Genomic DNA, 23,016 nt, shown 5'->3' on the forward strand with positions numbered 1-23,016 from the left:
TTAAAAACACCTTACTCCGAAAGTGAGATATTAAACATTTGTGACTCTTTTACAACATCTTGTGTTTCTGAATCTCCTGCAAGTAAATCATCAGTTGTAAACTGAATATCCTTTACTTTGTCTTTTCCATCGTCAAGTATTAAACCAATAATACCATCTCTTGTTTCACCAGGCTTATAGTCTTCTCTTGACACATTTTTTGTACCAACTAACGTATCTTCATCATATAAAAAGTTTTGAGTCGCTACTTTAAAATGTTGCTTACCATTAATCATAACATCATTCATAGAGAAAAATTGCATATTTTTATTCCCGCTATTCTCCACTTTATATGTAATCTCAACATAACGAATTGTATTACTAATCTCTGTTCCACTTAGCGATGCATATAATTCTGCATCTTCTTGGCTTACTTTATCCCCTAATCTACGTTTTACTTCTTCAGGAGTTAGTGCCGTGTATACTTTCAATGTATTTTTTGCTTTTTCACTCATCTGTGATAAAGAGATTACTTTCACATCTTGTACGTGAATTTTCATTGGCGCTACTTCAAATGTTTGATTCACAGAGTGCATCTGCTCTAACTTGAAAGTACCCCATCCTGTTTCTTTCACTTTTTGTCCTACTTTTTTCAGCTCACGCCCACCATATTCTTTCGTTTCAGGAATAGATTCTTTCTTCTTCGGTTCAGCTTTCTTTTCTTCTTGATGGAAGCAACCACTTAACATAAGAAGAAAACTACATAAAACAAAAATACTTTTCCATGCTTTCATCATTTCATTTCTCCTAACACTATCATTCATGAATATAAAATTAGTCCCTTGCCTTGTAAACTATAGAAACAATGAAAAGTCCACAAAATGAACTTGTCAGTCCAGATACTATTATACCTCCAATTTGGAAAATATGAAAATAGGGATCTAGGAACGCATGCACGATAAATATAATAGTTGCCACAACAATTACTGAAATCCAATACTTTCTTTTTTCCGAAGCTAAAATAAGATCTTTACCCATTCCATTTCTATACTTCCATAAAACGTATACTAATAATAGAAAACCAATACATGTACTTCCATGTTGCATATATTTATAAACAGGGATACCGTACCATTCTCTTTGCAATAATGGTATTTTCATAACAAAATAGCCTGTCTTATGAGTGAATGCATCCCAAACAACATGCGTTAACATACCGAATAATGCTGAATAACAAAATACAAAAAGATCCTCCCATGTATGAAGCCCCCATCTCTTGTCTATTGCATATGTATAGTAGCCAGCAAATGGTTTAGGTAAATGTGTTATAAAAGGCTTTTTTAAAACGTAATGATATATACATGCTAATAAGAAGACAAGTGGTAAATTTAAATATAAGAACCCAAGCCACGTATGCCCAATAACACCATACGGTCTAAAGTGTAAAAAATATTCAAAGTCAGGCGCCATACTACCTAATATAAGAGCCGTTACTGACATATATTTAGAATGCTTTTTCGCAAAAGGAAGAACTGCTGCTGGATGTGCAAATGTAAACGGCATACTTTAACTCCTTCTCACATTTTCAGTAGAATACCATATATCATAACGAGAGAATGGATCTTCATGCAATGTTTATTTTCACATTGGAATATGATAGTTTAAATGATATAATCCACATAAAATATTCAGAAAATAAGGAAGGGATTCAGGTGTCATTAACACTTGTATTTGCTGCTTTTTTAGAATTAAAATCCGTTATGAATTGAGGTTTATATATTGATTGACGTACCCTTTTTACAAAATGTCACATTAAAAAAAGAAAATATCCCTAGTTTTTCCGCATATCCTTACTGCTTACCCGCTATTCGAACATTACAATCACTAGCTTTCCATCCAAATGTAACATTCATTATTGGAGAAAACGGAACAGGTAAATCAACATTACTTGAAGGAATTGCAATTGCGTTAGGTTTTAATGCAGAAGGTGGAACGAAGAACTTCCGTTTTAGCACAAACGATTCCCATTCACCTTTACATGAATACCTTCGAATTTCAAAAAGTTTCAATACACCAAACGACGGTTTCTTTCTTCGCGCTGAATCTTTTTATAACGTTGCTTCTTATATTGATGAAATGGATGCTGATCCAGAAGCACGCGGAAATCCAGTTATTGATTCATATGGTGGTGTCTCACTTCACAAACAATCACACGGTGAATCATTCTTTTCCTTATTTATGAATCGTTTTTCAGGACAAGGTTTATACATTTTAGATGAGCCTGAGGCCGCTCTATCACCAATGAGACAACTTTCCATGCTCATTCGAATGCATGAACTAGCGGAACAAGGCTCACAATTTGTTATTGCGACGCATTCTCCTATTTTAATGGCTTACCCTGAATCTACTATATACTCTTTAACACAAGAGGGGATTCACGAATCCACATTAGAAGAAACCGAGCATTACCAAACAACGAAACTTTTCTTTGAAAATCGTGATCGATTATTTCATCATCTATTTGAGTCATAAAAAAAGAAGCAGCAATAGCTGCTTCTTTTTTATAGTGCTTCTATAAATAAGGCAACCCCGATACCGCCACCGACGCATAAAGAGGCAATTCCTTTTTCTAACCCACGTCTTTTTAATTCGTGAATTAAACTTACCGTAATACGAGCCCCTGTACAACCAATTGGATGCCCAAGTCCTACGCCACTACCGTTTACGTTCACTTTTTCACGGTCTAAACCTAACTCTTTCTCTACAGCTAAATATTGAGCCGCGAAAGCTTCATTAATTTCAAGTAAATCTGCATCTTCTAATGACCAATCCACTTTTTCTAAACCTTTACGAATTGCTGGTGCTGGTCCAATACCCATAATTTTCGGATCTACCCCAGCTACTGAATATCCAACAATTCTAGCTAACGGTTGTAAACCTTTTTCTTTCGCTTTTTCTTCGCTCATTAATACTAGAACTGCACTCCCGTCATTAAGGCCAGATGCATTACCTGCAGTTACAGACCCATCTTTACGGAATGCTGGTTTTAACCCTGCTAATTTTTCCGCTGTAATATCTGCACGTGGATGCTCATCCTTCGAAAATACTACTTCTTTTCTACGTTCTTTTATTGTAATAGGAACAATTTGATCGTCAAAGTGTCCAGACTCGATTGCCTTCAGTGCCAATGTATGACTGCGAAGAGCAACTTCATCTTGTTCCTCTCTTGTAATTTCATATTGTTCAACTAAATTTTCCGCTGTTTCACCCATCATAATATGGTGAATCGGATCTTCTAACACTTCCCACACCGTATCACGAATTTCTCCGTGCTGTAGACGTTGTCCCCAGCGGTGCTGTTTCAATGCATAAGGGCTCGAACTCATCGCTTCTACTCCACCTGCAACAACAACATCACTTACACCTAATTGGATTTGCATTGCAGCTGACATAATTGCTTGCATACCTGAAGAACATTGACGTTGGATTGTATATCCCGTAACTGTGTCAGGAAATCCTGCCGCTAATGCAGCTGTTCTCGCCGTATTTGCTTCATCAGTTCTTTGAATACAATGACCTAAAATTACTTCATCAACTTCATGTGGTTCTACCCCGCCTCGTTTTACAGCTTCCTGAAGTACAGGAACAGCTAATTCTACTGGCGTTACATTTTTTAGCGCTCCTCCAAAAGTTCCAATTGGCGAACGAACTGCAGCTGTAATAACAACATTATGCATTTTGTACTTGCCCCTCTCTTATGTACCCTAGTCAGTTTTTAGGTGAAATTCCATAAGATGTATATCTACAACTATCATACTATAAACATACTAAAAAATCAAAATATTTCATATAATAAAAATAGAAGGAATTAACCTTCTATTCTGTCAGTGCATATAAAAACTTTTGCAAAATTTTCTCTGTCGTTTCATTCAATTTTGGCAACTTATCTACTGGAAAATATTGAAGTTTCAACCCTTCATGATCGAGCTTTAATTCCCCGCTCACATGATGTGCCTGATACAGATGAATGACATTGAAAATTTCATCGCCATTCGGATAACGGAAATATACTTCTTTTCCTGATAGAACACCAAGAAATTGCATTATTTTTGCAGTTAACCCCGTTTCCTCAAATAACTCTCTACGTGCCGTTTCTTCTGTCGTTTCACCCAGTTCCATCGCCCCGCCAGGTACACCCCAATCATATGTATCTGAACGATATTGAAGCAATACTTCTTGATTATCATTTAATATAATGATTGCTGATCCTACGAGAATAAGCGGTCTTGTACCAACGACTTTTCGTAACTCTTCAATATACCCCATATGTAAATTCCCCTTTCCCTAACCTCCCTTATCATAACAAAATTTCTCTCTTTTTGTTCATGTAATTTTAAAGAAAAAAAGGAAGCTTTCGCCTCCATTTTTTCACCTTTATTTCTTAAAACTTTCATATTTTACAGCTTCAAAAGCTTCCTCAATTTCATCATTACGATAATGGACATATGTAAAACGGCCCAATTCTACTAACCTTGCTATTTCCTGTAACGCTTTATGCTGCTCATATGTTTCTTTCAGCTTAATATGTACATAAAACTTCATTAAAGGATGTTCATATAAAGGTTCTCCCACCTCTACATATACATCTTCAACCCCTTGTACAACTCTTACATAACTCGCAAATTGATAAAGTGCTTCTCTGTCTGAAACGATTTTTAATGTATACATATATTCTCCCCCTTTCCTTTACTATATCAAAAAGACGACCATACCATGTTATAGAACTATGAAATTTTTTCGACTTGTCATCTATATATTCAATAAAGAAGGCGTTTATCCATACATGACATCTTTTTCCCACATATATTATAGGAAGAACTTTTTTTCATTTGAGGTGTTCCTTATGGATCCATACGTCAATATATGTATTTGCATTACTCCCGGCGCCGATATTTCTGATGACCGCATCGCAAAAGATTTAGCTGTTGCAGAATCAATTTGGCACCCCATTACATTTCAAATTCAAGAAGTAATTGTATTAAATGAACTTTTCCGTTTTTTTGACCGTGAAATCAGTTATAAAAATTCCATTCAAAGTCAAGAAAAGTTGGCATCCTTTTTCCAAACATGTGTAAATGAAGCTCCTGAATGCGACCTTTATATTTGTTATATTGGCAGTGATTATTTCAAAGAAACAGCAGTAATTGCCTGCGCTTATTCTTTAGCAAAACAACAGCAACTTACTGGCTATATCGTTTTAACAAATTCGGCTGCCCCTATGAAAAATATATATACGCTCGCTCACGAAATCGGTCATATTTTATTTACAAGACGTATTCATGGAAAACTTACTCATGCAGATCCTCATTCTCCAACGGGCTCGGAGCACCACCCTTCTCCAACAAATCTTATGTATCCGATAGTCCCTCGTCCAGAAAACGTTCATATTCATTCCTTATTAACAACAGAACAAAAAGCGCTCTCTTTACAAAGCTCTTTACTACAAAGAAAAAAACAGTAACCCTCATGTTACTGTTTAAAACAACTTGTTCCAATCAACAAACCAAATCCCGGCTGCTAGAAATAAAAATAGACAACTAAATGTAAATGTAATCCCTCTACAAATCCCTATATAATATTTCTTTGGAAATAATTTTTTGCATATCCAGAGCAGCCGCTTTTTATTGAATTTCTAGTTCTCAATTTTTCTTTCTTCAATTTTTAAAGACCATCTCATTAATCCATATATACTTCCATACATAAGTAAGATCTTTGCAATTCCCCAAAATACATTTCTTTCTTCTAAGTCTTTAAATAAGAACATAATCGCAAGAGGAACAATTAGTACCACAACACCCATCCAACCAAGAACATATACTTCACCAATAAGAAGTAATAAAAATATAGTTACTGCTAATATATATGTCTGTATTGTCGACAATTGTAAAATTGGCGTCCCATACCATTTATTCATAAATATTAATAACACTAATAATAAAATAGGTATCATCACTACTACATAAATAATTCCAAACTCTACTAATTTACTTTTAAAAGAAGACATTCTAAACGCAACAATCGTTCCAATAATCGTAATGATTAAAACGATAGGATAACCGATTAACTGTACATTCGTTAACGTAAATTGTTGATTCGGATTTCCAAATAAAATATTTGTAAGTAACCAATATCCTCCTATTCCAATTATCATTCCTAAAATAGTCTTTATACTCCCGCTTTTATCCTTCTCCATCTCTTTCGCTAATTCTTCCGCATACTCTTTTGGTGAGTCACCAAATATGTCCCTTACCGTCTTCCCCTTTTTTTCACCTTCTACTAAATGAAACTCTGCATCTTCTAGAAAGGCGTCCACCTCTTCTTCTTTAATCCCTTTTGTTATTAAATATACTTTCGTATCGATTAAAAACTTTTCTCCTTCTTTAGAAACATTCATTATAACCCCTCCCTTATTTAACCATTTCTCTTCTATTCGTCTTCATCATAATTTCAAGGAAAATTAAAATAAACAAACTTCCGTATAAACATATAATTTGAAATAGCATTGGCATGAGATCTTCAGATGTAAATGTTTTAAACAGTAACATAATAGAAAGTGGAATGATTAAATATAAGTTTTTAAACCATCCTTCAAAATATATATTTATCGCTACTGTTATGATAAAAATCCCACCAGCTAATATATAACTTTGGACTTCGGTGAATGTGAGCATTTTTGTAGGATATATCACATCTAATATCGTAACAGCTCCTAATAAAAACAATGGAGCAATCATAACTAAAGACCACATGGAAAACCATGTTTTTGTAAAGCTTGTGACGAAGGTCATTTTGCGAAGTAGAAAATTAGGACCTATAACAACTAAAATCAATGAAAAACTGTAACCGATACACTGAATAAGTGAAATCTGTAACATTCCATTATTCACTATTAAGATAGAAGCAATAATCCAAAAAGATACGATATTCATTACTGTAAAACCAATTTGCTTCCACGTTTCCTGTCTATCTCTTTCCATCACTTTTACAAGTTCATTTGCATATTCTTTCGGTGAGCTTCCGAAAATATCTTCTACACTCTTCCCCTCACTCTCACCTTCTATTAAATGAAGTTCTGCGTCTTCTAAAAAGTTTTCAATATCACTTTCTTTCACACTCTTTGCCGTCAAAAATAATCTCATATCTAACAAAAACTTTCGTGCTTCACTTGATAACATTATTTTCTCCTTCCCTTCCCTTCAAGTAGACGTTCTACACTACTTTGCATCGCTTCCCAGCGATCCATAAATTCATCAAGTGCTTCCTCGCCTTTTTCTGTTAATGTGTAATATTTTCTCTTTGGACCAGATGGAGATTCCTTCATTACGCTTGTTATTAGTCCTTCTTTTTGCATTCGTATTAATAACGGATAAATACTTCCCTCACTCGCCATTGTAAAACCATACTTTGCTAGCTTCTCACTCATTTCATAACCGTATATTTCGCCTTCAGAAATAATAGCAAGTAAGCATCCTTCTAAGATCCCTTTCAGCATTTGACTTGTCGACATAATTCAAATCCTCCTACTATCTTGTTTTACAAGATAGATAAGTGTAAGTATCTTGCTTTACAAAATAGTATAGCAAAGACTATTTTGCAAAACAAGATAGCTAACGATATTTTTTCCAAATGTTTGCAGGATTTTCATTATAACCTCTCTAAATAGAGCACTATGAAAACTTTATTATGAAGGGATGTTTTTCATCATGGTTACAAATCGAGTTGTCTTTTTAACAGGTGCTGCGAGTGGTATTGGATATGAAATGGGAAATACTTTTGCAAAAGAAGGTGCAAAAGTTGTGATTACTGATCGTCTTGAAGAACGTGCGAAAGAAGCTGCTGAGCAATTGCAAAGTGAAGGTTTTCAAGCTATCGGTTTAAAATGTGACGTTACATCTGAAGAGGAAATTACAGCATCAATTTCTCAAACAGTTAGTCATTTCGGTTCATTAGATATATTAATTAACAACGCAGGAATGCAACACGTTTCACCCATTGAAGACTTTCCAACGGAAAAGTTTGAGCTACTAATTCAAATTATGCAAATTGCTCCGTTTATCGCAATTAAGCATGCCTTTCCGATTATGAAACAACAAAAATATGGTCGTATTATTAATGTCGCTTCTATTAACGGCCTTGTCGGGTTTGCTGGAAAAGCTGCCTACAATAGTGCAAAACATGGCGTAATTGGATTAACAAAAGTTGCCGCTTTAGAAGGTGCTACGCATGGTATTACTGTTAATGCCCTTTGCCCTGGTTATGTCGATACCCCTCTTGTACGTAATCAACTACAAGACTTAGCTACTACACGAAATGTACCACTTGAAAATGTTTTAGAAGATGTTATTTATCCACTCGTCCCACAAAAGCGCTTATTACAAGTACAAGAAATCGCTGATTATGCTATGTTTTTAGCGAGTGAAAAAGCTAAAGGTATTACTGGTCAAGCTGTCGTTATCGATGGTGGCTATACTGCTCAATAAAAAATAAAGTTTGCTCAAGAAGAGCAAACTTTATTTTTTATTGCGAGGATCTTCGTACTTTAGTAATTGCCGCGGGAGCTTCTCAATTGCAACAATTACCCCCTCTAATTTACTTTCAATACGGTGGAGTAAATATAATGTTACAACAATTGGAAACCCTACATTACCTATCATCTTGATCCACTCTTCCATCCTCTTCTCCTCCTTTCATTATATAAGTAAGAGAAAACAATGCATTTAGGCATAAAAAAACAAGCTATTATGTATTAGCCTGTTTTTCAAATAATGATGCAATTTCTCGTTTATAATCCCCGCTTATAATACCTTTCTCAGTAATAATTCCTGTAATTAATTCGTTCGGTGTTACGTCAAATGCAGGGTTATAAACATTCGTTCCAATTGGTGCTACTTGTTTTCCAAAGATTTTCGTAACTTCTGTTTCATCTCTTTCTTCAATAATTATTTCGGCTCCAGTTTCTTTCGTAACATCAAATGTTGACAGTGGCGCAGCAACATAAAATGGGATATCAAAGTACTTTGCTAAAATAGCTAAATTCATTGTCCCTATTTTATTTGCCGTATCTCCATTTGCGACAATTCGATCCGCCCCTACAATAATTGCATTTATTTCTTTCGTTTGAATAGCATGAGCTGCAGTATTATCTGTAATAAGGGTCACATCAATATTTGCTTGCTTCAATTCCCAGGTCGTTAAGCGACCACCTTGTAAAACTGGTCTCGTTTCACACGCATATACATGTAAACGCACACCTTTCTCTTTTCCAATATAAAAGGGAGCTAATGCAGTTCCATATCTGGCAGTTGCGATACTTCCAGCGTTACAGATTGTTAAAATATTATCGCCATCTTTAAAACATGTTAACGCATATTCCCCAATATTTCGGCAGACCTCTTCATCTTCCTGCTGAATGCGAAGCGCTTCTTCTTCTAATGTTTTTTGTGCTTCTTTTATTGTAGTAATCTCTCGAATAGATTCTCTCATACGATCAATTGCCCAAAATAAATTTACTGCTGTCGGGCGTGACGTTCCTAAATAATTACAATCTCTATTAAACTTCTTTTGAAATTCTTCAATATGTACAGTGCTATATTTTTTTGATGCAAGCGCCAAGCCAAATGCAGCTACAATTCCAATTGCAGGCGCTCCTCGTACTTCTAACATTACGATGCTTTTCCAAACCTCTTCAATAGTCGTCAATGTTTTGTATTCTGTGCTATGCGGCAATTTCGTTTGATTTAATACCGCAATTGCATCACCTTTCCAGCTTACAGATCTCGGAACAGTAACAATTGTACTCACGCTTTTACGCCCCCTGAAACTGTCTGTTGAAATAATGTTCGAAACAGTTGAATATCAGCACTTTTAGATTCATATTTTATTAGTTCTTTACCTAAGGATAGCGCTTGTTTCTTAGCTTGAATTCTTGTTTCTTTATTTTCTATTTCATCTAAATCTGCTACATGAGCTAAACCAATTGTTCTACGAATCAGTTCACATCCGGCAAATCCAACTGCATCAGTAAAGATATTTTGCAAAATAATTGGTAACCATTGTTTTTCTTTCGTATATGCTTCTACACCTTCTCCAATCCATAACTTTGTAAAAGTTTCTACAAAATAACTCCACGTCTTTTCTATATGGAAAAATAGTACACTTCTTTTCTCTTCTTCTCTAGATAAAGCATTTAATAATAGATTTGCAATAAATTGACCTATGTCAAATCCAAATGGGCCATATGTCGCAAATTCTGGATCAATCACTTTCGTTTCAGAAGGTGACGAAAAAATACTACCAGTATGTAAATCACCATGAATAAGAGTTTCTTTTCTTGTTAAGAACTTATATTTATATTGTGCTACTTTTAGTTTTAAAGTTTTATCACTCCAAAGTTCATCAACCACGAGCTGTAAATCTGGCTCATAATCATTTGTATCATAATGTCCAAACGGATCTGTAAACACTAAATCCTCTGTAATTTTACAAAGGTCCGGATTTACAAAGGTACCTTCTAGTACCCTCTTCTCTTCTGACTGTAAACCAAAATCTGAAGTATAAAATAAAACATGTGCTAGAAAACGGCCGATATGCTGGGATAAAAGCGGATATTCTTCTCCGTCTATTAATCCTTTTCTTGTAATTGTTAGTCTTGATAAGTCTTCTATTACCGTTATCGCTAACTCTTCATCATGACTGTACACTACTGGAACATAATCCGGTACATACTGCGCAAAAATTTGTAATGCCTTGCTTTCAATCGTTGCTCTTTTTATAGACAATGGCCAGCTTTCACCAACTACTTTCGCATAAGGCAGTGCTTGTTTTATTATAATTGATTTCTCTCCATCATCTAATTTGAACACGTAATTTAAGTTTCCGTCTCCAATTTCATGACAAACGACATTTGCCTTTGCTTCAAAATAGCCATGATCTTTCGCATATTGTACAGCTGTTATTTCTGTTAATGAATAATATCCCATCGTCTTCTCCCCCTTTTTAAATTCAGAGGTTTTTCTAACATAGAAAAACCTCTTTCCACTAAGAAAGAGGTTTGAAGTTTATCTTCTCCCCTCTTATCTGCCAGAAAGTTTTACTTTCTGCTGGAATTAGCACCGTGCCTTTTGGCGTAATAAACGCCCCATTTCACAATGGTATTACGGTCGGTTGCTGGGCTTCATCGGGCCAAATCCCTCCACCTGCTCTTGATAAGAGTTGTATAATTTTTTGAATTTTTAACTTTATGTTGAAGACTATACCAAGAATAAAAATCACTTGTCAACATTTTATTTGTATAATTCTGGACGGCGATCCGCAAAAACTGGAATTCCTTTACGTACTTCTTTAATTTTCTCGAATTCAAGCTCTCCAAATAAAATTGATTCCTCTTCATTCGCCTCTACTACAACTTCACCCCAAGGGTCCACAATTAAAGAATGACCCGCAAATACATTATTTGGATCCTTTCCTGCTCTATTACATGCAACAACATAACACTGATTTTCAACTGCTCTTGCTTGCAATAGCAAACGCCAATGTGCTAAACGAACTAATGGCCATTCTGCTACAACAAATAATACTTTTGCCCCTTTAGCAGTATGGACACGCATCCACTCTGGAAAACGAATATCATAACAAATTGTTCCAGCGCATTCAACATCATCCAGCTTAAATTCGCCCGTACCATTACCGGCTATTAAATATTTATGTTCATCCATAAGCTGAAATAAATGTACTTTACTATATTCGTTGACTAGCTGTCCTTCATTATTTACAACATACATCGTATTTGTAACGCCTTGCTCTGTTTGCTTTGCTATAGAACCACCAACAATATGTACATCATATTGCTTCGCCCATTCTATTAACTTTTCTTTCGTTTCCACTCCATCCCTATCTGCAATTTCAGAAAGTCTCGTTAAATCATATCCTGTTGTCCATAGTTCTGGTAAGACGATAACATCTGGCCTTTCCTTCATAGCTTCGCTTATTTTATTTTTAGCATTCTCAATATTTTTTTCTACATCTCCAAAAACAATATCCATTTGAATACATGCGACTTTCATTTTTTCAGCCCCATTCTTATTTTTTTCTTTACAAAATACTGGAAAGATTATATCATTTGTCACTAGAATTGTAACAACTTTCAAAAGAGGTGGAAAGTATGAAATTATTTCAACCTTCTGAGATAGTAACATCATTGCCAACACAATTTTTCGCTTCACTTGTTGCAAAAGTTAACAAAGTCGTTGCAGCTGGTCACGATGTTATTAATCTAGGTCAAGGTAATCCAGATCAACCAACACCGCAGCATATCGTAAAAGCTTTACAAGATGCTGCCGAAAAGACCATTCATCATAAATATCCGCCATTTCGCGGACATGAAAGCTTAAAGGAAGCCGTGACTACATTCTATAAACGTGAATACGGCGTCGAATTAAACCCAAAAACTGAAGTTGCTATTTTGTTTGGTGGGAAGGCTGGACTAGTAGAATTACCAATTTGTTTTACAAATCCTGGTGATACAATTCTCGTTCCGGATCCAGGCTATCCAGATTATTTATCTGGGGTTGCCTTAGCAAAGGCACACTTTGAAACCATGCCGCTTATTGCAGAAAATCATTTTTTACCGGATTATAAAAAAATTGACGACTCTATCGCTGAACGGGCAAAGTTAATGTTTTTAAACTATCCAAATAACCCTACAGGTGCTACTGCATCAAAAGATTTTTTTGATACAACCATTCATTTTGCTAATAAACATAATATATTAGTTGTTCACGATTTCGCTTACGGCGCTATCGGATTTGATGGTCAAAAACCTGTTAGTTTCTTGCAAGCAGACGGTGCGAAAGATATAGGAATTGAAATTTACACGTTATCGAAAACTTTCAATATGGCTGGATGGCGTATTGCTTTTGCAGTTGGAAATAAAAGTGTCATCGAAACCATTAACCTATTGCAAGATCATATGTATGTTAGTATTTTTGGTGCAATTCAAGATGCTGCTCGCGAAGCACTATTAAGTTCACAGTCTTGTGTAGTAGATCTTGTAAATAGTTACGAATCTCGGAGAAACGCTCTTATTTCAGCTTGTCACTCAATTGGTTGGAATGTAGACATTCCAACAGGGTCATTCTTTGCATGGCTTCCTGTTCCAAAAGGATATACCTCTGAGCAATTTGCTGATATTTTACTAGAAAAAGCACATGTTGCAGTTGCTCCTGGTGTTGGATTTGGTGAACATGGCGAAGGGTATGTCCGTGTTGGTCTCTTGCATACAAAAGATAGATTACGAGAAGCCATTAATCGAATTGATAAATTAAATTTTTTTAAAAAGTAATTGACAACATGAAAAATATCTGACAAAATTCAGTTATCTTAAAAATTTAAACATTTCTAAATACTTCTTATCAAGAGCAGGTGGAGGGACGAGCCCGACGAAACCCGGCAACCGATCTACAATCGTAGACACGGTGCTAATTCTCGCAGCATTATGCTGACAGATAAGGAGCTGGTTGTAAAAAAACCTCTCCTTAGCTGAGAGGTTTTTTTATTTAACTAGGAGGTTATAACAATGAGCGGAATAATAGCGACGTATTTGATCCATGACGGTTCACATAACTTAGAAAAAAAAGCTGAGCAAATTGCACTTGGTTTAACAATTGGCTCTTGGACTCATTTGCCACACTTATTACAAGAACAATTAAAACAGCATAAAGGCAATGTCATTCATGTTGAGGAATTAGCTGAACATGAACATACGAATTCATATTTACGTAAAAAAGTAAAACGCGGAATTATTAAAATCGAATATCCGTTATTAAACTTCAGTCCAGATTTACCAGCAATTTTAACGACTACATTTGGAAAGCTATCCCTTGATGGCGAAGTAAAATTAATTGACTTAACTTTTTCAGACGAGTTAAAAAAACATTTTCCTGGTCCAAAATTCGGGATAGATGGTATTCGAAACCTTTTACAAGTGCATGATCGTCCCCTTTTAATGAGTATTTTTAAAGGAATGATTGGACGAAATATTGGGTATTTAAAAACGCAATTACGTGATCAAGCAAGTGGTGGTGTAGATATAGTAAAAGATGATGAAATATTATTTGAAAATGCATTAACACCACTTACGAAACGCATTGTATCTGGAAAAGAAGTTTTACAATCCGTATATGAAACATACGGACATAAAACGTTATATGCCGTAAATTTAACAGGACGAACTTTTGATTTAAAAGAAAATGCGAAACGTGCAGTGCAAGCTGGAGCTGATATTCTATTATTTAACGTATTTGCTTACGGACTAGATGTACTACAATCACTTGCAGAAGATGATGAAATCCCAGTTCCTATTATGGCACACCCTGCTGTAAGTGGTGCTTATTCAGCATCTAAGTTATATGGAATTTCATCTCCATTATTACTCGGAAAGCTACTACGCTATGCCGGGGCTGACTTTTCATTATTCCCATCTCCATACGGAAGTGTTGCGCTAGAAAAAGAGGAAGCTCTTGCTATCTCAAAATATTTAACTGAAGACGATGCATTTTTCAAGAAGAGCTTTTCTGTTCCATCTGCTGGTATTCACCCTGGTTTCGTTCCCTTTATTGTACGAGATTTCGGTAAAGATGTTGTTATTAATGCTGGCGGCGGGATACATGGACATCCAAATGGAGCGCAAGGCGGTGGTAAAGCATTCCGTACTGCAATTGATGCTACTTTGCAAAATAAACCACTCCATGAAGTAGATGACATAAATTTGCATAGTGCACTACAAATATGGGGAAATCCCTCTCATGAGGTGAAATTATGAGTATTCAAGTATTTTGTGATTTCGATGGCACGATTACAAATAATGATAACATTATGTCCATTATGGAAAAATTCGCACCACCAGAAGCTGAAGAAGTAAAGAATAGAATTTTATCACAAGAGCTATCTATTCAAGAAGGTGTTTCTCAATTATTTCGATTAATACCTACTCATCTGCACGATGAAATTATTCAATTTTTAATAGAAACTGCTGAAATTCGTAATGGTTTTCATGAATTTATACAATTTGTAAATGAAAATAACATTTCTTTTTACGTTATATCAGGTGGAATGGATTTCTTCGTCTATCCACTCTTACAAGGACTCATTCCAAAAGAGCAAATTTACTGTAATGAAACAGATTTTTCAAATGAATACATTACGGTGAATTGGCCTCATCCTTGTGATCATCATTGTCAAAATCATTGCGGATTATGTAAATCATCACTCATCCGTAAATTGAGTGATACGAATGACTTCCATATTGTGATTGGAGATTCAATTACTGATTTACAAGCTGCGAAACAAGCAGATAAAGTATTTGCTCGTGACTTCCTTATTACAAAGTGTGAAGAGAATTATATTGCTTATACACCGTTTGAAACATTCCATGATATTCAAAATGAATTAAAACATTTGTTGGAGGTGAAATCATGAAACAACTTTTTCGTCAATGGTATGACTTAAGCGAGATAAAAAAAGAATTAACAACTCGAAATTGGTTCCCAGCAACAAGTGGTAATATTTCTATAAAAGTTAGTCATGAGCCACTGACTTTTCTCATTACAGCAAGCGGTAAAGATAAAACAAAAACCACTCCAGATGATTTTCTATTAGTAGATCATGTAGGAGTTCCCGTTTTAGAGACTGAATTACGCCCTTCAGCAGAAACAATATTGCATACACATATTTATAACAATACGAATGCCGGGTGCGTACTTCATGTTCATACAACTGATAATAATGTCATCACAAATTTATATAGTGATGCAGTTACCCTTCAAAATCAAGAAATTATTAAAGCTCTCGATATTTGGGAAGAAGGTGCAACAATTCACATTCCTATTATCGAAAACCATGCCCATATCCCAACGCTTGGAGAAAACTTCCGAAAGCATATACAAGGTGATTCGGGAGCGGTATTAATCCGTAACCACGGTATTACCGTATGGGGCCGAGATAGCTTTGATGCAAAGAAGAGATTAGAAGCTTATGAGTTTTTATTCCAATTTCATATAAAACTATTATCAATTCAAGGAGGCGTTTCTAATGGCGCAAATTCGTATTCATGAAGTAAATACTCGTATTGAAAATGAAGTGGAAGTATCTAAATTTCTACAAGAGGAAGGCGTTTTATATGAGAAATGGAATATTTCTAAACTTCCTACTCATTTAAATGAAAATTATTCTTTAACAGATGAAAACAAAGCTGAAATATTAGCTGTTTTTTCAAAAGAAATCGCTGATGTTTCAGCACGTCGAGGTTATAAAGCACATGATGTAATTTCCCTTTCAAATAGCACACCTAACCTTGACGAATTATTAATTAATTTCCAAAAAGAACATCATCATACAGACGACGAAGTCCGCTTTATCGTCAGTGGTCATGGCATTTTCGCTATTGAAGGCAAAGATGGGAAATTCTTTGATGTTGAACTTGAGCCAGGCGATCTAATATCTGTTCCAGAAAATGCAAGACATTATTTTACCTTGCAAGATGATCGTCAAGTTGTAGCTATTCGTATTTTTGTGACAACTGAAGGCTGGGTTCCAATCTATTAAGGTAGTTAGTTGAATAAAAGGACTTGGATCCCCTTTTCCAAACTTTTATTCACTCTACATATATACATCCTCCTATGGAACAGGCTTATTTCACTTTTGAAATAAGCCTGATTTTTTATTTACTCAAAAGTACCATTTCATCACAAATTTAACGCCTTGATTTTTCAAGTGTATTTTTTGAACATTTATTGAACATTTATTGAAATTTTTCTGAAAATTCTGTTTTAAATGTGATATACTACAATTAACTAAGAAGGAAAATAATATCGCAAACAGAGGGGGATAATCATGAGCTTACTTATCGCACTTATACTTGGAGTTACATGTGGAGCATTTCCTGTTATTTTAGGAGCTATTATGGAAGAGTTAGAAATTGGTGTTTTAGGATTTGCCGCATCTTGTGTAAGCGCTTTATTATTTGGTTTATTCGGCGCTATTCCTGTTTCAATTCTGTGTGCTTTTTATATAATACGCCATGCTCGTACAAAACAATTTGGTCCTAATCACATCGCACAAATTATCCCATTCCCGGTTGAACGATGTCGCCGCGCTTCTAACTTATAATGACTAAATAAATAAAAGTCCTCAAATGAGGACTTTTATTTATTTTCTTCTAGAAATTGAAACAATTCTTGTAGATGTAGGGCATCTTCACCATAGCTAACAGATACATGAAATATACCGTCAATCTCAGCTTGCATATAAAGATCCACTCCATCACGATCATATTTCAATGCCAAATAAAACTCCATTTCTTCTAACATCTTTTTAGAGGTTCGAATTACATAATGCCCCTTCTCATCTCTTCCATATTCAAAGTCTGGTTCAAAATCATATTTTTGTTTAAAAGCTTCTTTTTGTTTTTCATTAATTTGCATACAAGTAGCTCGCTGTACAGTATCAATCATCTCATCAAAATTTTGAAGGTCCACCTCGTTTACCCCCTTATATATTTTTTATATAATACTTGTGTTCCACTATTTTCTTCGCCATCCTTAACTAACTCTTCATACAATTCTTTCGCCAAACTTAAGCCTGGGACTGGTAATTGTAATTTTTCTGCTTCCTCTAAAGCAATTTTCATATCTTTCATAAAATGCTTTACATAAAATCCTGGCTCAAAGTCTCCTTTTAACATTCGAGGAGCTAAATTACTTAATGACCAACTACCTGCTGCCCCTGTTGAAATACTCTCTAACACTTTATCTGGATTCAGTCCAGCCTTCTTCGCGTAAGCAACAGCCTCACATACTCCAATCATATTGGAAGCAATCGCAATTTGATTGCACATTTTTGTATGTTGTCCACTCCCAGCTGGTCCTTGTAATTGAATGTTTGTTCCTAACTTTTCAAGTAAAGGTAAGCATCTATCATATATTTCTTTCTCTCCACCTACCATAATTGCGAGTTTTGCTTCTTTCGCACCAACATCTCCTCCTGAGACAGGTGCATCTAACGTATATATATTTTTGCTTTTTGCAACTTCATTAATACGTTTTGCTAAAGTAGGTGTAGATGTCGTAAAGTCAATTACTATCGTACCTTCTTTTGCATGTTCTATAATTCCTTCTATACCAAAATACACTTCTTCTACATCATGTGGATATCCAACCATTGTCATTACAATATCAACTTGCTTCACTAACTCTTTTGGCGTATCACACCATTGTGCACCATCTTGCACTAAAGAATCTGTTTTTGCTTTCGTTCTATTATATACATATACTTTATGACCATCTTGCATTAAGTGATAAACCATACTTTTTCCCATTACGCCAATACCAATGAAACCTATTGATAAAGTTTTATGTTCCATTTTCTCATCCCCTTTGTTCTAATAAATCATTTACCATCTTTCGGAACTCTTTATTAAAGTCATCATCCATACTATTTTTTACATTTGAAAATAACATAACAAAAATTCCTTTTTCTTTATTAAAATTATTGAAAGTGTTCCAACCAGATAATACACCGTGATTATGAAAATAATCTGGATATATATAAAAACTAAATGCATATTTCCGTTCTGCTGAAGGCGAAAACATTGCTTGTATACTTTGTTCAGAAAGAAGTTTTCCATTTATAATTGCTTCGTCTAACTTCTTCATATCTCCAACTGTCGTATACATCTCACCACAACCATATAGCCAATCCATGCCTAACTTCTGCGCTGGTACAAGCTCTTGATTTTTTTTCACATAACCCTTTGTAAAATTTTTATCTCCAGGTACCATATTTCCCATACCGGATTCATGCATATCTGCTTTTACAAATATGTTTTCTTTTATGTAATCTCCTAAAGGTTTTTTCGAGATATGTTCTATTATATAAGCAAGAACCATATAATTATAATCTGTATATCTCCAACCTGTTCCTGCAGGAAATTCTAAATTTTGACGTCCAATCCAATTAATTAACTGTAAACGGGAAGCAGCATTCACATTTCCTTTCGCATGTTCAGGTAAACCAGAGGTATGGGTTAATAAATGATATAGCGTAATATTTTTATTCTCCGGAAATGAAGGAATATATTTATTTACATTATCTTGAATATTCAATTTACCTTGTTCTTGCAACTGTAAAATAGATGTGGCAACAACTGTTTTCGTAATAGAACCAATACGATATTTTGTTTGAGGCGTATTTTCTATTTTATTTTGAACATCAGCATACCCATATCCTTTATTCAATATAACACGCTCTTTATCTGTTACCAAAACTGTTCCATTAAATTGCTTTCCGACTAAATATTGATCTAATTTTTGAGATATGCTAGCATAATCAATTTGTTGCTCTTCTTTTTCTTCTATATTCCCTTGTACTTCTGATTCAATAGTAGGATTCACTTTAGTTGTTAATACAGTGTTTTCCTTTATATTGGGGCTAACAAGAAAATAGTATACTCCGCCGCCAACTATAGCAGACAGTGAAGCCATCACCATTACTTTTTTTATCATATTGATCCTCCATAATTCCTTCGCTAAAAATTGTCCCCCTATTCTATTATCAAACAATAAAAAAAAATCGCAACAATTTGTTGCGAAAAATTACATTTTTTCTTTTCTATACACACATACTTGATTCTTCCCATTTTTTTTCGCTTCATATAATGCAATGTCCGCTCGTTGCATTAATTCTTCTCTTGTAGTTCCTTGTTCATATAACGCAACTCCAAAACTAGCTGTTAGCTTCGAAATTCCAGTGAATTGCTTTGTTTCAATGAAGAATCGTAATGACTCCGCAACTTGAAATGCTTCCTTTTCTACTGTATTTGTCACTAATATAATGAATTCTTCTCCTCCCCATCTTGCAAATACATGTTGTTGCTCCACTTTAGATTTCATAAGCTCTGCAAGTTGTATTAATGCCAAATCACCAAAATCATGACCATATGTGTCATTAACCGTTTTAAAATTATCTATATCAAATAAAATGATAGCTATTTTCTCATCACTACGTATTACCTTTTCCCACTCTACCTCTAGTATTTGTTGAAACTTTAAACGATTATAAATCTCTGTCAATGAATCTACCATAGCAAGTCTTTCTTGCTCTTGATAGATTTCATCTAATTCTGTAATTTCCGTGCACTTTACAATAAATCTTGATAAATCTTCTGGCAATGGTGTCGCACGTAATAAAAAAGTGGATACTACCCCTTCATAATTTAGCATCTTAATTCTTCTACCACTTGATAAAGTATCGTCTAACCATGTGATATCATGCGTCGTCGAATAGTATCCACTTTCTCTAATAAAATGTTCAGCAAATACTAAATGTTGCTCACGATAGGCAAACAGATTTTCATATCCAAAAAAAGCTAAAAAATTTGTATTACAATCAACAATCTCATCATCTTCTACTATAAATAATAGATCATTTTGAAAATCAAACATCGTTTGAAGCAATTCCTGCTGCAAACCGACTTGCCTTACTAAAGAAAGTTGATACAAACTCTTATTCACTTCCTCTAACACTGCTTGCGGAGTTACAGGAGCTATTACAATATTACGTATTCCTAATGCAAGTACATCTGTGAATTCTTTTGTTATTTGTTGATCCCAAATGACAATGAATGTACTGTGCGGAGTATACATATTCTTTATATATTTTATTTGAGAATAATCTGTTACATACGTAATGATAATGTGTGGTTTCGTTCTTTGAAATAATAGTTCGCCCTCTTCAAAACTATTTGCTATAAACATACATTTTGGATGGATATTTTCTACCGTTTGTTGATGCTTACATCCATTTTCTATATAAAGGACATTTAACTGCAGATCTTGTAACACATTTTGGAAAACCGTATTCTCTAATAAAAAATGTAGTATGTTCATCACTAGTCTTCACTCACTTCATATATCTTGTTCTACTGAATTCCTCACAAACTTTTTTAAAAGACTGTTCTCCAATAAACTTTAATTTGTGAGAGATACATATTAACAAGCTAATTGAGAATGTTATCTTCGCTTTTCACTCTATAAATTCCTTTTTTAGTGTATGATTGTAGGAATTGTATCGTTTGTATGAATGCCCTAGCTTATTTTTAAAACTTGACAATTAAAATAAAGATATTATATTCTTAAATTCGATAACTTACAAAATGTAAGTAGTGTATATTATTTTTTGAAAATAATTCGATATACAATTTGGAGGATATACAATGACAAACGACAACTTTTTTAACGTTCTATATGAACGCACATCTACACGTGCATTCAACCCAAATAAAGAAATCTCATCTACAGAATTACATGAGATTTTAAAAGCCGCAGCACAAGCACCTTCCGCTTGGAACTTGCAACACTGGAAATTCCTCGTTTTTCAAGGTGAAGATGTACAAAAACGATTACACCCAATAGCTTATAACCAACAACAAATTCTTGATGCTTCTGCAGTAGTCGCTATTTTAGGTGATTTAGAAGCTTATAAAAATGTTGAGCCAGTATATGGTCCAATTGTAGAACAAGGATTTATGAAAGAAGAAGCAAAAGAACGCTTAGCTAAAAATATTGAATCTGCATATGCTCGTGAACAATTCCCAAGAGATGCTGCCTTTTCAAATGCATCTTTAGCAGCAATGCAACTTATGCTTGCAGCTAAAGCAACTGGTTGGGATACTTGTGCTATTGGTGGCTTCAATCCACAAGCACTGACAGACGAATTTAACGTTTCATCTCGTTACGTTCCAATTATGCTTATTACAATTGGTGAATCAACTTTAAAAGGACACCCTGCACCTCGTATGAGCGTAGAGCAAGTGAGTGAGTGGGCAAAATAATAAAAAACGAAGGTAACTACATTGCCTTCGTTTTTTTATTCCCTGTCATACTTTTGTAATATTACTACAAATCATTCGACATTTATACTTATGGAAAAGTATATTCTATTCCCTTATCATAAATAAACTTGACGTTTTGTGTCGAATTTTGTTTAGGTGTTGAAATATACCCGTGTGTTTTTGTTACAATTGTGATACAATGATAACAAATAGATAACAAGAGAGGGATTTTCATTGAGTTCATACGGAAGCTTTATCGCACTTTTATGTTACATAGTAACTGTACTGCTTCTATATTTTATTGGTGATGCCGCAAACATCTCCATTTTACAATTCCCAAAAGAAGAAGCATTCCAATTAGAATCAGAAAAACATACTGCACGATCCATTGTACCACTACTCCTAGCTCTTCCTGTATATATCATCGTTTTATATAAAAGTAAAAAAGTGTAAAGGCTACCTATTTCATTTATTTCGGTGGTTTTTACATTTTTTGTTATATTTCCCCTATTTTAAACATCATTCCATACTAAACACCCAGCTAGTCATTTAAAATGAGAAAATCCCCTAGAAAAAATTCCACTCTCTGTCCAGTCACTCACTACCGAACTTACATAGATTATAAGTGTGAAGGGGGTGATGAGGATTATGTTTGGATCATTTGGATGCTGTGATAACTTTAGAGACTGTCATCATCATGAAAGAGAGTGCAGACATCATGAGAAAGAGAAAGAGAGAGAAGTAGTTAGACCACAACAACCAGCTGTATGTAACGTACTTGCTAGCATTTCAGTTGGAACAGAGCTTTCTCTTTTAAGCATTAGAGGTAATGGCACTTTCAACAATGTAATTTTTGAAGGTTTCGCTAACGGTGTTGCTCTTTTCTCTGCTTTAGCTCGTAATGACAAAGACAACAAAGATAACAATAAAGACGATAAGAACAATCAAAACCGAAATACTTTTACTGGTATTTTACGTGTATGCCCAACTGATATCGTTGCAATCGCTATCTAATTCTGTCTCTTATCCTCGATAGTAAGCAAATATGATTTACTTTTCTCATAGAAAAAACCTGAGACCGATTTCAAATCGAC

General features: G+C 34.7%; 28 protein-coding genes, 1 pseudogene and 2 riboswitches. Of the genes and pseudogenes, 12 read left to right on the forward strand and 17 right to left on the reverse strand.

Going from position 1 to position 23,016, the window contains the following annotated elements; all coding sequences use genetic code 11:
• Positions 1–11: 11 nt before the first annotated feature.
• Together QCI81_RS07070 and QCI81_RS07075 are read right to left on the reverse strand one after the other, a co-directional pair.
• Positions 12–776 carry a hypothetical protein gene (locus QCI81_RS07070; RefSeq protein ID WP_071729759.1) on the reverse strand — a complete coding sequence of 255 codons (765 nt, stop codon included), beginning with the start codon at positions 774–776 and terminating at the stop codon, positions 12–14.
• Positions 777–813: 37 nt separating this feature from the next.
• A complete protein-coding gene (locus QCI81_RS07075; RefSeq protein WP_053563719.1) occupies positions 814–1,542 on the reverse strand; it encodes a DUF4184 family protein in 729 nt (242 codons plus the stop codon).
• A 216-nt stretch (positions 1,543–1,758) separates the two neighbouring features.
• On the opposite strand from QCI81_RS07075, the gene QCI81_RS07080 reads away from it, so the two are divergent.
• The gene (locus tag QCI81_RS07080) at positions 1,759–2,511 is read left to right on the forward strand and encodes an AAA family ATPase (protein ID WP_053563718.1); all 753 of its coding nucleotides are present in this window, start codon (positions 1,759–1,761) and stop codon (positions 2,509–2,511) included.
• A 29-nt stretch (positions 2,512–2,540) separates the two neighbouring features.
• Here the strand turns inward: QCI81_RS07080 and QCI81_RS07085 are convergent, their stop codons facing one another.
• The 3 genes from QCI81_RS07085 to QCI81_RS07095 form a co-directional block, all read right to left on the reverse strand.
• Positions 2,541–3,716: an acetyl-CoA C-acetyltransferase gene (locus QCI81_RS07085; RefSeq protein WP_000552075.1), complete on the reverse strand. Its 1,176-nt coding sequence runs from the start codon at positions 3,714–3,716 to the stop codon at positions 2,541–2,543.
• Between the two features lie 139 nt (positions 3,717–3,855).
• The gene (locus tag QCI81_RS07090; RefSeq protein ID WP_000540529.1) at positions 3,856–4,305 is read right to left on the reverse strand and encodes an NUDIX hydrolase; all 450 of its coding nucleotides are present in this window, start codon (positions 4,303–4,305) and stop codon (positions 3,856–3,858) included.
• Between the two features lie 108 nt (positions 4,306–4,413).
• Positions 4,414–4,707, reverse strand: a complete 294-nt coding sequence (locus QCI81_RS07095) for a DUF3928 family protein (RefSeq protein WP_000288330.1) — start codon at positions 4,705–4,707, stop codon at positions 4,414–4,416.
• A gap of 175 nt (positions 4,708–4,882) precedes the next feature.
• Between QCI81_RS07095 and QCI81_RS07100 the strand changes: the two genes are divergently transcribed.
• Positions 4,883–5,500 carry an ImmA/IrrE family metallo-endopeptidase gene (locus QCI81_RS07100; protein ID WP_000371606.1) on the forward strand — a complete coding sequence of 206 codons (618 nt, stop codon included), beginning with the start codon at positions 4,883–4,885 and terminating at the stop codon, positions 5,498–5,500.
• A gap of 15 nt (positions 5,501–5,515) precedes the next feature.
• Here QCI81_RS07100 and QCI81_RS07105 read toward each other — a convergent pair.
• The 4 genes and pseudogenes from QCI81_RS07105 to QCI81_RS07120 form a co-directional block, all read right to left on the reverse strand.
• Positions 5,516–5,659 (reverse strand): annotated as a pseudogene (locus QCI81_RS07105) (DNA-binding protein); the annotation flags it as partial.
• Between the two features lie 12 nt (positions 5,660–5,671).
• Entirely contained in the window at positions 5,672–6,433 is a 762-nt protein-coding gene (locus tag QCI81_RS07110; RefSeq protein ID WP_071729757.1) for a DUF1129 domain-containing protein, read from the reverse strand.
• 13 nt (positions 6,434–6,446) lie between these two features.
• Positions 6,447–7,214 carry a DUF1129 domain-containing protein gene (locus QCI81_RS07115; protein WP_071729755.1) on the reverse strand — a complete coding sequence of 256 codons (768 nt, stop codon included), beginning with the start codon at positions 7,212–7,214 and terminating at the stop codon, positions 6,447–6,449.
• A complete protein-coding gene (locus QCI81_RS07120; RefSeq protein WP_000107977.1) occupies positions 7,214–7,546 on the reverse strand; it encodes a PadR family transcriptional regulator in 333 nt (110 codons plus the stop codon). The genes QCI81_RS07115 and QCI81_RS07120 overlap by 1 nt, the downstream gene beginning before the upstream one ends.
• A gap of 196 nt (positions 7,547–7,742) precedes the next feature.
• On the opposite strand from QCI81_RS07120, the gene QCI81_RS07125 reads away from it, so the two are divergent.
• Positions 7,743–8,519 (forward strand): 3-hydroxybutyrate dehydrogenase, encoded by a 777-nt coding sequence (locus tag QCI81_RS07125; RefSeq protein ID WP_071729753.1) that lies wholly within the window; start codon positions 7,743–7,745, stop codon positions 8,517–8,519.
• Between the two features lie 30 nt (positions 8,520–8,549).
• Here QCI81_RS07125 and QCI81_RS07130 read toward each other — a convergent pair whose 3' ends face one another.
• The 4 genes from QCI81_RS07130 to QCI81_RS07145 form a co-directional block, all read right to left on the reverse strand.
• Positions 8,550–8,711: a YvrJ family protein gene (locus QCI81_RS07130; protein WP_000393338.1), complete on the reverse strand. Its 162-nt coding sequence runs from the start codon at positions 8,709–8,711 to the stop codon at positions 8,550–8,552.
• Positions 8,712–8,778: 67 nt separating this feature from the next.
• Positions 8,779–9,840 carry an S-methyl-5-thioribose-1-phosphate isomerase gene (mtnA, locus tag QCI81_RS07135; protein ID WP_071729751.1) on the reverse strand — a complete coding sequence of 354 codons (1,062 nt, stop codon included), beginning with the start codon at positions 9,838–9,840 and terminating at the stop codon, positions 8,779–8,781.
• Positions 9,837–11,018, reverse strand: coding sequence for an S-methyl-5-thioribose kinase (mtnK, locus tag QCI81_RS07140; protein WP_000542674.1), 1,182 nt, complete (start codon positions 11,016–11,018; stop codon positions 9,837–9,839). The genes mtnA and mtnK overlap by 4 nt, the downstream gene beginning before the upstream one ends.
• A 90-nt stretch (positions 11,019–11,108) precedes the next feature.
• Positions 11,109–11,250: riboswitch (SAM riboswitch) on the reverse strand.
• A gap of 71 nt (positions 11,251–11,321) precedes the next feature.
• A complete protein-coding gene (locus QCI81_RS07145) occupies positions 11,322–12,185 on the reverse strand; it encodes a carbon-nitrogen family hydrolase (protein ID WP_016512349.1) in 864 nt (287 codons plus the stop codon).
• Positions 12,186–12,199: 14 nt separating this feature from the next.
• Here QCI81_RS07145 and QCI81_RS07150 point away from each other — a divergent pair, with 14 nt between their 5' ends.
• The 6 genes from QCI81_RS07150 to QCI81_RS07175 all read left to right on the forward strand — a co-directional run bounded on the left by QCI81_RS07150 (position 12,200) and on the right by QCI81_RS07175 (position 17,202).
• Complete coding sequence (locus QCI81_RS07150) at positions 12,200–13,378, forward strand: pyridoxal phosphate-dependent aminotransferase (RefSeq protein WP_071729749.1); 1,179 nt, start codon at positions 12,200–12,202, stop codon at positions 13,376–13,378.
• A 64-nt stretch (positions 13,379–13,442) separates the two neighbouring features.
• Positions 13,443–13,548: riboswitch (SAM riboswitch) on the forward strand.
• Positions 13,549–13,612: 64 nt separating this feature from the next.
• Complete coding sequence (mtnW, locus tag QCI81_RS07155; RefSeq protein ID WP_071729747.1) at positions 13,613–14,857, forward strand: 2,3-diketo-5-methylthiopentyl-1-phosphate enolase; 1,245 nt, start codon at positions 13,613–13,615, stop codon at positions 14,855–14,857.
• A complete protein-coding gene (gene mtnX / locus QCI81_RS07160; protein WP_000027487.1) occupies positions 14,854–15,513 on the forward strand; it encodes a 2-hydroxy-3-keto-5-methylthiopentenyl-1-phosphate phosphatase in 660 nt (219 codons plus the stop codon). The genes mtnW and mtnX overlap by 4 nt, the downstream gene beginning before the upstream one ends.
• On the forward strand, positions 15,510–16,148 hold the full coding sequence (locus QCI81_RS07165; protein WP_000811341.1) for a methylthioribulose 1-phosphate dehydratase: 639 nt from the start codon (positions 15,510–15,512) through the stop codon (positions 16,146–16,148). Before mtnX ends, QCI81_RS07165 begins: the two co-directional genes overlap by 4 nt.
• Entirely contained in the window at positions 16,126–16,638 is a 513-nt protein-coding gene (locus QCI81_RS07170; protein ID WP_000057317.1) for a 1,2-dihydroxy-3-keto-5-methylthiopentene dioxygenase, read from the forward strand. The genes QCI81_RS07165 and QCI81_RS07170 overlap by 23 nt, the downstream gene beginning before the upstream one ends.
• Positions 16,639–16,926: 288 nt before the next feature.
• A complete protein-coding gene (locus tag QCI81_RS07175; RefSeq protein ID WP_071729745.1) occupies positions 16,927–17,202 on the forward strand; it encodes a hypothetical protein in 276 nt (91 codons plus the stop codon).
• 35 nt (positions 17,203–17,237) lie between these two features.
• Here QCI81_RS07175 and QCI81_RS07180 read toward each other — a convergent pair whose 3' ends face one another.
• The 4 genes from QCI81_RS07180 to QCI81_RS07195 all read right to left on the reverse strand — a co-directional run bounded on the left by QCI81_RS07180 (position 17,238) and on the right by QCI81_RS07195 (position 20,978).
• Positions 17,238–17,570, reverse strand: coding sequence for a DUF3909 family protein (locus QCI81_RS07180; protein WP_071729743.1), 333 nt, complete (start codon positions 17,568–17,570; stop codon positions 17,238–17,240).
• Positions 17,571–17,575: 5 nt separating this feature from the next.
• The gene (locus QCI81_RS07185; protein ID WP_071729741.1) at positions 17,576–18,454 is read right to left on the reverse strand and encodes an NAD(P)-dependent oxidoreductase; all 879 of its coding nucleotides are present in this window, start codon (positions 18,452–18,454) and stop codon (positions 17,576–17,578) included.
• Positions 18,455–18,458: 4 nt separating this feature from the next.
• A complete protein-coding gene (locus QCI81_RS07190; RefSeq protein ID WP_000592902.1) occupies positions 18,459–19,595 on the reverse strand; it encodes a serine hydrolase in 1,137 nt (378 codons plus the stop codon).
• A gap of 90 nt (positions 19,596–19,685) precedes the next feature.
• Positions 19,686–20,978 (reverse strand): GGDEF domain-containing protein, encoded by a 1,293-nt coding sequence (locus QCI81_RS07195; RefSeq protein ID WP_001023187.1) that lies wholly within the window; start codon positions 20,976–20,978, stop codon positions 19,686–19,688.
• A 326-nt stretch (positions 20,979–21,304) separates the two neighbouring features.
• Here QCI81_RS07195 and QCI81_RS07200 point away from each other — a divergent pair, with 326 nt between their 5' ends.
• The 3 genes from QCI81_RS07200 (at position 21,305) to QCI81_RS07210 (ending at position 22,936) form a co-directional block, all read left to right on the forward strand.
• Positions 21,305–21,922, forward strand: coding sequence for a nitroreductase family protein (locus QCI81_RS07200; protein WP_000180387.1), 618 nt, complete (start codon positions 21,305–21,307; stop codon positions 21,920–21,922).
• Between the two features lie 234 nt (positions 21,923–22,156).
• The gene (locus QCI81_RS07205; RefSeq protein WP_000100485.1) at positions 22,157–22,375 is read left to right on the forward strand and encodes a hypothetical protein; all 219 of its coding nucleotides are present in this window, start codon (positions 22,157–22,159) and stop codon (positions 22,373–22,375) included.
• A 195-nt stretch (positions 22,376–22,570) separates the two neighbouring features.
• A complete protein-coding gene (locus QCI81_RS07210) occupies positions 22,571–22,936 on the forward strand; it encodes a DUF3915 domain-containing protein (protein ID WP_048563875.1) in 366 nt (121 codons plus the stop codon).
• Positions 22,937–23,016: the final 80 nt, after the last annotated feature.

Origin of the sequence: Bacillus cereus group sp. MG20, from assembly GCF_040459885.1 — a bacterium.
Taxonomy (GTDB): Bacteria; Bacillota; Bacilli; order Bacillales; family Bacillaceae_G; genus Bacillus_A; species Bacillus_A cereus.